We start from the raw sequence: 10,601 nt of genomic DNA, 5'->3' as shown, positions 1-10,601 counted from the left end.
CTGATCGAAGCCTTTGGCGATATCGACTTTGAGGTGGACGAGATTCAGTTTGTGCCGCAGACCTATACCCAGATCAGCGGGGATGACGTGGCGCTGTTTGAGAAGTTTACTTCGATGCTGGATGACCTGGAGGATGTGCAGGCGGTTTACCACAATGTGGAAAATGTGTAACGCCGTATGAATTAAATGCAACAGTCAGAGCCGGGCCAGCGATTCCAGACGCTGAAAAATCAGTTCTTCGCGATCGATAGAGCCTTTGGCCTGGCTCTGAACGGCATAGGAAAAATCATCCAGAGCAAGTAATTTTCCTACTTCTTTGGCAATGTAGGCTCTTACCTTCTTATCAGATTTCTCAACCTCTTATACCAGCTCATCACGGCCATCAACCAGATTGAGAATATCCTCAATGTCCCGACTGGATATGGGGTCGTTACTTCTCCGTCCCTTGTAAGCCTCCAGCCCCAGGTGCTGCCTCAACAGGTCTGAGGCCAGATTGCGCTCTCGAGCCTGACCGATACGGATGGCATCCACCAGTGCCAGCAAGGCGTACATTTCCGGATCCTTCCTGCTCGCAAATACCGCGCTCTTGAATAGGGGCTCAACTTCCAGTCCTTTGATATCACCGATCGCATCGGGCCATACCGGTTGCAGATCACCGGCGCTCATCAATTTGTCCCGTAAAACTGGCGCCGCGAACGCAGTCGCCACGCCTCGAGTAAGCCGCCCGGGTTTTGCCGGGAACACATAGCGAATGCCGTAAACAATAAACTCATACAGGGCTTTTTTGTTAGCCCGGGGAATGCCCAGATTGCGGTCCTTTGTCGCCAACCCAACATCAATACAGCGGTTTAACGACAGATTGATCTGGGACTTACTGATGCCAGTTTCCGCTTCCAATCCACGAGCTGAGTAGACTGAAACTGGCAGCTTACTAACATCCTGCAACACCTCCTGAACGCCGGAATGAGCAGTGCCATCCGGTATTCCAACCGGGTATCTTAGCTCCTGCTTTTGCAGGGAAACCAATTTGAGCAATAGACCTATATCGTGGCTTTTCACCGGATCGCCGCCTCGCTCTAAAAGAAGTTTGTCCCAGGTCCCGGGATTTGGGACAATCATGGGCCGACTCCGCCCATATTGCAAGAGGTAGCCGTTATATCTCTCGTACCACCGCGCTGAACGCCGCGCCATAATCCGCCTGACGCCATCATCTTGGTAGAGCGCAGGGAGGCCCTGTGATAGAACCAGCTCAATAACAATAATCAGAGGATCACAGGCGATGGAAAGACCGAGAGAAGGCTATGCCCACCCCAAACTGTGGCTGCTGCCGATGTTGGCCGCGGCAGTGCTTACCGCCTGTGGCGCCGACACGCAGCAGAGCGCCACTGCGCAAACCGCAACAGATCAGGTGGTAGCACGCGTCGGCAAGAGCGCAATCACCCTGAAAGAAGTGGACCAGAAAATCCGCCTCGAACGGCACGATCTGGCACTGGCCGAGTATCAGCTGCGATTCAACACATTGAAATCGATGGTGGACGCCAGACTCCCGACATCTGCCGCCACCGGGGAACAGCCTGCCGTCGACTGGTTGCTCCCCTACCCCCGCCCCCCAAGACTGGAAATCAATACCGGTGGACGCCCATTGCGCGGCAACCCCGAAGCCCCCATCACCCTCGCCGTGTTCTGCTCCTACCAGTCCGTGCACTGTGCAACCACCAACCTGGTGCTGCGAGAGTTACTGGATCGCTATGCCGGCTGGATCGCCGTAGCGCCCTTTGACTTCCCCATGCACTACCACCGGCAGGGAGCGCAGGCGGCGACAGCGGTGCACTGCGCCGGCCGGCAGGACAAGCCCTGGGACTATGCGGATGGCCTCTATACCCGGGCCAAAACACTGGAGGACAAAGCCTTCATCCAGCTGGCATCACAGCTCGGATTTGCGCAGGACGCATTTGCACAATGCCTTGGCGAACCCGACCGCAACGACCGGATTGCCGCAGATACCGCCCTCGCCGGTTCGCTCGGCCTGCAGAGTGTGCCGGTGGTGTTCGTCAACGGGCTCTACGTAAAGGGCCCGCAGTCTCCAGAGCACTACGCCATGTGGATCGACCGGGAACTGCAGCGCCTCGGTCACGATCCCGCAAGCCCCCACACCGATGCCGCGCGCTGGCGGCAGTCCGCGGAGCATATTGCCGAGACCGATCTGCCGCTGCAGCTGAACGGCACCAGTGTCTCCTCTCGACCGGAGCAATCCACGGCGCTCATTCGCGTCCGCGACGCGACTGCGAGCCCATTCTCTCCCGGAGACACCCCGATGCCCGGCGCCACCCTCAAACAGATATACGAGCGCCACGTCATCCTGCAGGTCGACGGCCGTCTCGAGCGGCTCACCCTGAACGGCGGGGACGGCGACTATGTGCACGTGCCCAGGACCGCAACTACCCCGCGGGACGAGGCCACCATGCAGCGCATCGAACAGCCGGAAGGAGAGTCCCGCAAGCTCATCCCGCCTACCGGGGTTCTGCCACTGGGACAGGAGTGGCTGGAAAAACAATTACAGAACCGGGCCGAACTGGAGCGAAAGTTTGTTCCCGCAGAGCACGTGGTCGACGGACACAACCTGCTGCGGCTCGAAGGCATTGAGAACAGCGAATTCTTCACCGCCCTGGGCTTTGAGGAAGGCGATGTGGTGGTGCGGGTCAACGACAGCTGGGTGCACAGCGACCAGAATCAACTCTGGGACGCGCTCACCAGCGGCCAGGTGGTTGACGTGACCTTTATGCGCAACGGCCTGCCGCAGCGGGTGCAATACGTGGTTCAGGAGAAGAGCTACTTCGAGGAAAACAACGGCCAGGAGAATTCCGACGGTAAGGAGAAAACGGACTGATGCCTCGTGGCAGGGGGCACTAACGTAGCTTTATCCTGCAACAAATATAGGGCTCCCTGAGGAGCCCTGTTCACCGCCCGGGGTTAGTGTTTTCGGGTTTAGCTTTTTCGGTTTTACTTGTCCGGGTTACCGTTCCACATCAGATTCGCCACGGTGTTCTGCCCGCGCACACTGGGGTGGAAGCAGTCGCCACCGTCGATATCATCCTTGCCGAACTGGAAGGTGCCCACATTGGTCTGGTCGGCCCCGGAATATTCCGCCACCACTTCCACACCATTGGTGCCATTGTAGGCCGCGGCCTCCTGCTGCAGCACCTCGTTGTAGAGGCGCTGCGCTGTATTGATTCCCGCATAGCGCGTGGCAAAGGTTTCACCATTCATGGTTCCACCATTGGTGGCAATCCGGCAGATACCGAAGGTAGACCAGACACTCTCGCAATTGACCCGCCAGTTGCGGGACTGCTTGGCGATACCCGCGGCACGCAGATCCTGTACCCGCGGCACCGAGCCCAGCACCACCGTCGAGCCATTGGGCAGACCGCCCACCAGCTTGTCGAGCCCCGCCTTGACCGCCCCGCGCCACTCACTCTCGGTCAACAGTGGATCAGAGCAGTTGGCCGGATCGACGCAGTCGCGATTGCAGATATCGTTGCCGCCGAGCACCACCTCCACATGGTCCGCGACCACAGTTTCGGCAAGAATCCGGTCCGCCTGCACGCTGAAACTGTCACCACCACCGCGCATCTCGGCACCGGAACGGGCGGCGCTCTTGTTGGCCGCAACATTCGGGTCTACCGCCTTGAATTTGTCATGCACACTGCTGACGTTGCCTGACCAGCCGTCAAACCAGCTGTGCTCCGGCTGGTCTCCACCCAGAAGGCAGAAAAAGCCGCCAGTAAAGAACGTATTGCCGCTACAGTCCGCCGCGAACCCCATGGTGATACTGTCTCCGGCGGCCGTGCCTTTGGCAGGCGCCGCCGCGGTACCCATGGAACACAGCGCGGAAGTAATCGCGAGAGAAATTAACAGACGGGATTTGAGCATGAGGTTATCTCCGATCATCGATTTATGGTTTATTTTTGTTAATGCGGTGAACGGATACAGGTTAGTCGGTCACGTTAATACCCGCCGGAATAGGCGCGGGATTGAACGGCCGGAGTCCAGGTCTGAGAGGCAACACACAGAATTGTCGCCGGAAGCCTTTGCCGTGCCGGAAAGCACTCGAACGATTATCACCGATGCATCTTCTCCCTGACCTATCCTGCAAAGACCCGGAGCCCAAACCGCTCTGGAAGTAACAACCCACGCCACACGCTATCTACCCCATGCCTATCTACCGAAAAATCCCGCAAAACCGCGCGAACAGGGACTTCGTTGTCGGTGATGTGCACGGGCACCTGAAACAACTCCAGGACCAGCTGAAAGCACTGGCATTCGATCCCGCGAGCGACCGCCTCTTCTGCCTGGGCGACGTGGTAGACCGCGGCCCCGATAGCGCCGCAATGCTGGACATGATCGACCAGAAAAGCGTGTTCAGCATCCTCGGCAACCACGAGGCCATGATGATTGCCGGCTTCGAAAACCCGGCAGATGTACAGCTGCACTTTAGCAATGGCGGTGAATGGTTTTACGACCTGAACCGCAGCGAGCAGAGCCGCCTGGTGGACAAGGTCCGCCAGTGGCCCTGGGCGATGGAGGTAGAGACGGGCAGCGGCACCGCGGGACTGGTCCATGCCGATGTCCCGGAAAGCAGTTGGGACGTCGTTCAGAAGCTGACCGAGTTCGCCAGCAAGCCCTGGGCAGAAGGTGCCCCCATGTCCGATCCGCATATCGCAATCGCGACGCAGCCATTACTGTGGAATCGCGGGCTTATCCGGCGGCTGTACCGGGATGTGCTCGGTCTGGACCGCGACAAAATGACCGACGTTCAATATGAGGATGCGTTTCGGCAATGGGCCGTAAAAGTAGCGGGGGCTGATTCAAAACAGTGCCGGCCGTTTCACATATCGGGGATTGATACGGTGTACCTTGGGCACTCCTATGTGCCGGTTGCTACGAGTATTGGTGACTGCCGGTTTCTCGATTCGTTTCGTGGAAAGGCGGGGGAAGAGTTGAGCGTGGTCTGCATCAATGGAGCCTAAAGAGTATCAATTGAAGCTGGGAGAATACTCACAAGGAAACATCCCCTTCACGCCACCTACCTAATATTCCCCAACCACTTTCAGCGGGCAAAACGCCTAAATTACGGCCTAATCGGACAACTGAAAAAATATATTCATTGGCGCACTGCCCTCGTGGCTTTTGTACTCAACCGGGCCGTAATAGATAAATGGCGCCGCCTTTCCATTGCTCAGCTTATTTTCCCGAATGAATAAGTGCACAGAAAGTCCAAGGCTTTTATGATTAATCAACTCCCTTCCACGTTTACTTTCTGGGGTAGTAGAGTTTTGACTCTGCCAATGAAATGTACTCTCATCGATCCAGTGGTCCACATAGCGATGCGACTCGCCCTTCCCCTGCTTATTAAGTGTCACCAGCAGAATATGTGCCGCAGCCTCTTTCAAAAAAACGTGGCCACTTTGCCAGTTTCCAGGATTGAACACCGAACCGAATAGAGCAGGTATATCCTCACGTAATAATTCTTGCCCCCGAGCCATTTCCAAGGGCGATATAACATCTTTGAGTCGAGCAAATGTTCTAAGCTGCTCTATGAACTCTGGCGTAACCACAATATCGTCATATTCTGGGTTCGCAGCCTCCAAGACGTACTCTCCCTCTGGGGACTTCCTCACTGTGCGGAGCAAATACTGAGTATCCCCCACCTCATCTAGTTTCTCGATAGCTAGTGTCTCACCACTGATCTTTCCAGCTGCGCTCGTGGTGATATGCTCAAGAAGCAAGTAATCACCATCATGAATCGGCCACTTACCACCATCCATTGAGCTGCCGGAAGCCCGAGCGATGAAGTGCCTATCTGAATTCAAGCGTCCATACCCGCCACTCAAAGACCTGTATTCCACATCCTCCAATGTAGCTTGACTATTTCTGAAATGGCCACACGCAATTTTTAAGGTCGGGAAGTATGGCAACTGTGTACCCTCTAGCGGTACTGGCGCTACGCTACCGGACAGATCGTTTTCACGCTTGGAGCTCTGTCGAGCCTCATATGATGCAAGCCTGTAGTCTACAAGTTCTTGCACCATCAACTCGAAAGCTGCCAACGCAGATGGCTCAACCCTAAACGCAGGCTCAAATCGCCCACCTTCAACAACAAATAAGGCTGGTGATTTATTGGTCCAGTGTTTTACTGGGTTTCGCATCCAGTATTGCTGCCACTCATTAGATCTACCATCTAGCTCGCGAACCGAATCTGCCACTTCCGAAAATAGCCGAGGTCTGCGCTTTACTATCTGCCAAGACGCCTCAGCCAGATCTCGAAGCCCTACCCCATGTTTCCAGCCATCAACCGATTGAAAAGCCTCAAGAAGTATCATTTTAAACGACTTACTCATAGAGGTAATTTCCACTTCAACTAAAAAGCCATTGTGCACAGCCAACAGCGTTTTTTCAGTCTCGGTTAGATCCTCCATATCACGCAGCAACCCAAACCAACTTCCATGTTGCTTACGCGCTTGCGTGATATTTGCGCCAAAATGATAATACTCGGTGAGCGTGGGCCGCCTACCAAGCGTATCTTTTAGGGTTTGATAGTCTTTTTCAGCCCCTTTTCTATCCAACCCTTTCAGGAAATCGATAACTTGCAAGTCATAATTAACAAAGCATCCTTCAGGGAGGTCCAGTCGGTTTGTCTCGGCCCTCCGGGCGAAATCCGCCAACTGACGCATGGTCATTGACTGCCCCATTAGAGCCTGGGGTTTATGAAGGAAGCTTTGATGATTTCCGACAAAGTCGAGAATAACGAGTCTATCTTTACCGTCACTTCTCCGAAGACCTCGCCCGATTTGCTGTAGAAACAGAACTTTGGATTCTGTCGGCCTGAGTAAAAGAACAGTATCAATGGCAGGAAGGTCAACACCCTCATTGAACAAATCGACGGAAAAGATAACATCTAGGTCACCCGCCTCCAGTAACTCCAGTGCCTCCCCTCGAGACATATCAGACTCACCGTGCACTGATGCAGCTCGCACACCACTCCCTTGGAAATACTCTGCCATGAAATCTGCATGGAGCCGGGAGACACAAAAAGCCAGCGTACGAACCTGTTTACGCTGATTCCATACCCTTAACGCATGTCGTGCACGCCCCAACGTCGCGAGCTTATGCGCCAATAAATCCGGATCAAATTTTCCGTTGCGCCAAGGAATTTCCTGGTACTCAACCGTCTCGTCGTAGATACCAAAGTAGTGAAATGGAACAAGAAAATGCCCACGAACACCCTCAAACAATGGGCACTCATAAACTAGATTGTCATCACAGAGCGAAAGAATGTCAGAGCGATCAGTTCGATCAGGAGTAGCCGTTAGCCCTAACAAAAACTGTGGTGCAAAATATTTTAGGATCCGATGATAGGTTGGTGCCGCAGCATGATGAAACTCGTCTACCACGATGTAGTCAAAATGCTGGGGTGAGAACCGTTCCAGATGTACTTCTTTCCCTAAGGTCTGAATAGAGGCACAAAGGATATCTACAGAATGATCTCTCTGCTTGCCCATGTAAAAACCGACACGGCTTTCTGGCTTTATTCGGACAAATGTTTCAGCGGCTTGATTGAGAATTTCCTCGCGATGTGCCACAAACAGTATTCGACGCGCCCCCAACTGCTTTGCATCAAAGGCTGACAACCAAGTTTTACCAAGCCCTGTTGCCAAAACAACAATCCCCCTCGAATATCCCTCCTGTCGAGTTTTATCTAGAGCTGCGAGAGCAGCCTTTTGAACGTCGTTTGGCGTAGGTGGGGGATCTTGTTCTGTGCTCCCTGGAGCAATGGAACGGGGCGGAGGAACCCGCCGTCTAGCATATTCATCAATCCAATGATCAGTAAGCGGGACCACTTTTGGATGCCTGAACAATTCCTCAAAACGGCTAGCAGCCTCCAAATATCCTGTCTCAGGTGGGTAGTCGATCTGATAGTTCCATTCAAGCCCATCCTGTAGGGCTTGCTTACTAATATTGCTAGAACCAATAAAGGCTCTCCCCCAATACTTATCTGACTGCTCTGATTGACCGCCACCTGCAAACAGGTAGGCCTTCATGTGAAAACTGCTGCCCTTACTTTCGTAGACTCCCACCTGCGCTCCGTGATCTTGAAGCAATAGCAACTTCCGCAATGCTTCTGGATCGGTAATATCCAGGTAGTCACTGGTAAGAATCCGAACACGTGCCGGGGCTGGTTTCCGCGGCTTGCGTAACACGCCCAATAAGTCCGGCAATAAAAGGTTTAAGCCGGTCGTTTTCACGAACGCCACTGCCATATCAACCTGATCCGAGATATGAATGGCATGACAGAGTTTTGGCAGGAAGTGATGCTGCTTTCCACCAGTTGTCAGTCGCTCATGCGCTGCCGGAGCTTTGTGCGCTCGTATGTTCAGCCACTGCTCGTCGCGGCCGGGGCGCTGATCCTCCGTTCGCCAGAATGCTAATTCCAAATCACTATCGATCGATTCAAACCAACGAGCAGCCCTTTCTTCATTGGCGTCCGTAAAGTGTCTACCGCTGCTCTCACGCTCACCGTCGCCAACTTTGAAACTGGCATACATAACTCCTCCCGGCTTAAGCGCAAGCCAGAGGCGATTCAACACTTCGGGAATTTTGTTTTCGGGAAGGTGCAGCAAACTGGCGCATGCCCAAATGCCGTCATAAACATGGCGCTCATCCACATCGTGGAATGTTCGACAGGCAACGGATAACCCAGTTTTCTGGCGAGCTAAAACTGCAATTTCTTGAGATGCATCGAACGCAGAAACCCGGAAGCCCAGACGGTGGAAGTGCAAGGTATCACGGCCTGAGCCGCAGCCTGCGTCCAGTATGTGACCACCCTCGACTACATGGGGGATGAAGGTGCGATATATTTCATCCATCGATACATCTAATGTCGAATTCACAAAGGCTTCGGCATTTTCGTTGTAATAGCCCAGTGTATCTGTCATGCGAGGGTTTCCTTAGCACTCATTCGCACCTAATAGTGTCGACCAGGTTACCAATGGTCCCGAAATTCTCCAATGCCCAAATGGCACACCGCCCCCACCAATTCCTCCTTAACCTCCCCCACTCCCAACGCCCCTTACCGCCAATTTTCCCATTGTAAAAAGGTAGAACCCCCTAGAAATTTCCCCTTCTAGACGGAAGCAACACTCTGTTTGGGTCATTTTTTAAGCGGCTGCTAAAGAGGCGCTTACTAAAATTGCTTGAAGGACAAGATTGCAGGCAAGCTCTCCCTAGAAATACCAGGGAAGCTATGTAGGAGAGAAATATAGAAAAAGGGCTGGATGGACAATAGTGATGCCCAGAAACACAAAAGCCCCGCAATGCGGGGCTTTCGGAAGGATACCGGATCAAGCCGGCTTTCAATGTGGTGCCCAGGGCGGGACTTGAACCCGCACGAGCATAGCTCACTACCCCCTCAAGATAGCGTGTCTACCAATTCCACCACCTGGGCAAAAACTTTACAGTTTTTGATTTAGCCTTTCGGCTTACTGAGGCTGTTCCTCAGTTTCTGCTTCTTCACCGGCTTCCGGCAGTTCGGCCTGAGGGGCTTCTTCTGCTGCTGGCAGGTCGCCTGCGGCCGGGGCGTCTTCCTGGAGTTCAGGAATGTCGCTGTCGGTCGCGGCCGGCTCGCGGGATTCTACTGCAGCAGGAACCTGCGGCATGCCGTCTACGGCCGGGGCTTCGTCGCGGCTGGCGAGGATGGCCAGGCCGAAGCTGGTGACGAAGAATACCGTCGCCATGATTGCAGTCAAGCGGGAAAAGAAATTTCCGCTGCCCTGGCTGCCGAATACGGTGTTGGAGGCGCCTGCGCCGAAGGAGGCACCTGCTTCCGCACCCTTGCCCTGCTGCATCAGGATCAGACCGATGATGCTCAGTGCGGTGAGGATGTGTACGATTAAAACCAGTTTTTCCATTGTCCAGAAAACCTGCTACCGGGCGTTAGCCCTTGCTCAAAAATTTTAACCTGCTGTGCCGCTCAATCGGCTGCGCAACAGATTTTGGTAAATTCGTCTGCCTTCAATGAGGCGCCGCCTACCAGCGCGCCATCAATGTCCGCTTTGGCAAACAGCTCTGCGGCGTTGGCCGCTTTGACGCTGCCTCCGTAGAGGATCTGCGTCTCGGCACCGGCTTCGCCCAGTTGCTGGCGAATAAACTGGTGCACTTCCTGCGCCTGCTCCGGAGTGGCAGTTTTGCCAGTCCCGATGGCCCATACGGGCTCGTAGGCGACGACGGCATCCTGCCAGGTGTTCGGCAGGTCCAGGGCAGTTACTGCCTGAAGCTGCTCAGCTACCACTTGCAAGGTGTTGCCGGCTTCCCGCTCTTCGAGGCTTTCGCCTACGCAGAGGATCGGGACCAGGCCTGCGGCCTTGGCGGCGGCAAACTTGGCCGCAACCAGCTCGCTGCTCTCGCCGTACAGGCTGCGGCGCTCGGAGTGACCTACGATCACGTAGCCCACGCCACAATCCACCAGCATCTCCGCGGAGACTTCGCCGGTGAAGGCACCGGATACCTGCTCGCTGAGATTCTGTGCCCCCAGGGCAGCCTGGTCG

Annotated in this window: 8 protein-coding genes and 1 tRNA gene; 3 read left to right on the top strand and 6 right to left on the bottom strand. The window is 54.6% G+C overall.

Translation table 11 applies throughout. The annotated features are described in order from the left end of the window. On the top strand, nucleotides 1–171 hold a 171-nt coding region (locus QZ511_RS15065; RefSeq protein ID WP_295803569.1), incomplete at its 5' end, for a YebC/PmpR family DNA-binding transcriptional regulator. Between the two features lie 189 nt (nucleotides 172–360). Here QZ511_RS15065 and QZ511_RS15060 read toward each other — a convergent pair. Then, the gene (locus tag QZ511_RS15060; protein WP_295803568.1) at nucleotides 361–1,119 is read right to left on the bottom strand and encodes a hypothetical protein; all 759 of its coding nucleotides are present in this window, start codon (nucleotides 1,117–1,119) and stop codon (nucleotides 361–363) included. A 160-nt stretch (nucleotides 1,120–1,279) separates the two neighbouring features. Between QZ511_RS15060 and QZ511_RS15055 the strand changes: the two genes are divergently transcribed. Further along, a complete protein-coding gene (locus tag QZ511_RS15055; RefSeq protein ID WP_295803567.1) occupies nucleotides 1,280–2,887 on the top strand; it encodes a thioredoxin domain-containing protein in 1,608 nt (535 codons plus the stop codon). A 113-nt stretch (nucleotides 2,888–3,000) separates the two neighbouring features. Here the strand turns inward: QZ511_RS15055 and QZ511_RS15050 are convergent, their stop codons facing one another. After that, on the bottom strand, nucleotides 3,001–3,930 hold the full coding sequence (locus tag QZ511_RS15050; protein ID WP_295803566.1) for an SGNH/GDSL hydrolase family protein: 930 nt from the start codon (nucleotides 3,928–3,930) through the stop codon (nucleotides 3,001–3,003). A 281-nt stretch (nucleotides 3,931–4,211) separates the two neighbouring features. On the opposite strand from QZ511_RS15050, the gene QZ511_RS15045 reads away from it, so the two are divergent. Then, nucleotides 4,212–5,027, top strand: coding sequence for a metallophosphoesterase (locus QZ511_RS15045; RefSeq protein WP_295803564.1), 816 nt, complete (start codon nucleotides 4,212–4,214; stop codon nucleotides 5,025–5,027). Nucleotides 5,028–5,135: 108 nt separating this feature from the next. Here the strand turns inward: QZ511_RS15045 and QZ511_RS15040 are convergent, their stop codons facing one another. The 4 genes from QZ511_RS15040 to tpiA form a co-directional block, all read right to left on the bottom strand. Further along, the gene (locus QZ511_RS15040) at nucleotides 5,136–8,993 is read right to left on the bottom strand and encodes a DUF3427 domain-containing protein (protein WP_295803562.1); all 3,858 of its coding nucleotides are present in this window, start codon (nucleotides 8,991–8,993) and stop codon (nucleotides 5,136–5,138) included. A gap of 423 nt (nucleotides 8,994–9,416) precedes the next feature. Beyond that, nucleotides 9,417–9,502 (bottom strand) — tRNA-Leu (locus QZ511_RS15035). A 34-nt stretch (nucleotides 9,503–9,536) separates the two neighbouring features. After that, entirely contained in the window at nucleotides 9,537–9,965 is a 429-nt protein-coding gene (gene secG / locus QZ511_RS15030; protein WP_295803560.1) for a preprotein translocase subunit SecG, read from the bottom strand. Nucleotides 9,966–10,027: 62 nt separating this feature from the next. Next, nucleotides 10,028–10,601 (bottom strand): triose-phosphate isomerase (gene tpiA, locus QZ511_RS15025; protein ID WP_295803558.1); only part of this gene is annotated, 574 nt, incomplete at its 5' end.

Source organism: uncultured Microbulbifer sp. (assembly GCF_913055755.1).
GTDB lineage: Bacteria > Pseudomonadota > Gammaproteobacteria > Pseudomonadales > Cellvibrionaceae > Microbulbifer.
Note: the sequence above shows the minus strand (reverse complement) of the source record. Positions and strands in the feature narration are given on the sequence as shown.

Coding starts and splice junctions, on each gene's coding strand:
- QZ511_RS15045 (WP_295803564.1), top strand. CDS start 4,212: ATGCCTATCTACCGAAAAATCCCGCAAAACCGCGCGAACAGGGACTTC.
- QZ511_RS15050 (WP_295803566.1), bottom strand. CDS start 3,930: ATGCTCAAATCCCGTCTGTTAATTTCTCTCGCGATTACTTCCGCGCTG.
- QZ511_RS15040 (WP_295803562.1), bottom strand. CDS start 8,993: ATGACAGATACACTGGGCTATTACAACGAAAATGCCGAAGCCTTTGTG.
- QZ511_RS15055 (WP_295803567.1), top strand. CDS start 1,280: ATGGAAAGACCGAGAGAAGGCTATGCCCACCCCAAACTGTGGCTGCTG.
- secG (WP_295803560.1), bottom strand. CDS start 9,965: ATGGAAAAACTGGTTTTAATCGTACACATCCTCACCGCACTGAGCATC.
- QZ511_RS15060 (WP_295803568.1), bottom strand. CDS start 1,119: ATGATTGTCCCAAATCCCGGGACCTGGGACAAACTTCTTTTAGAGCGA.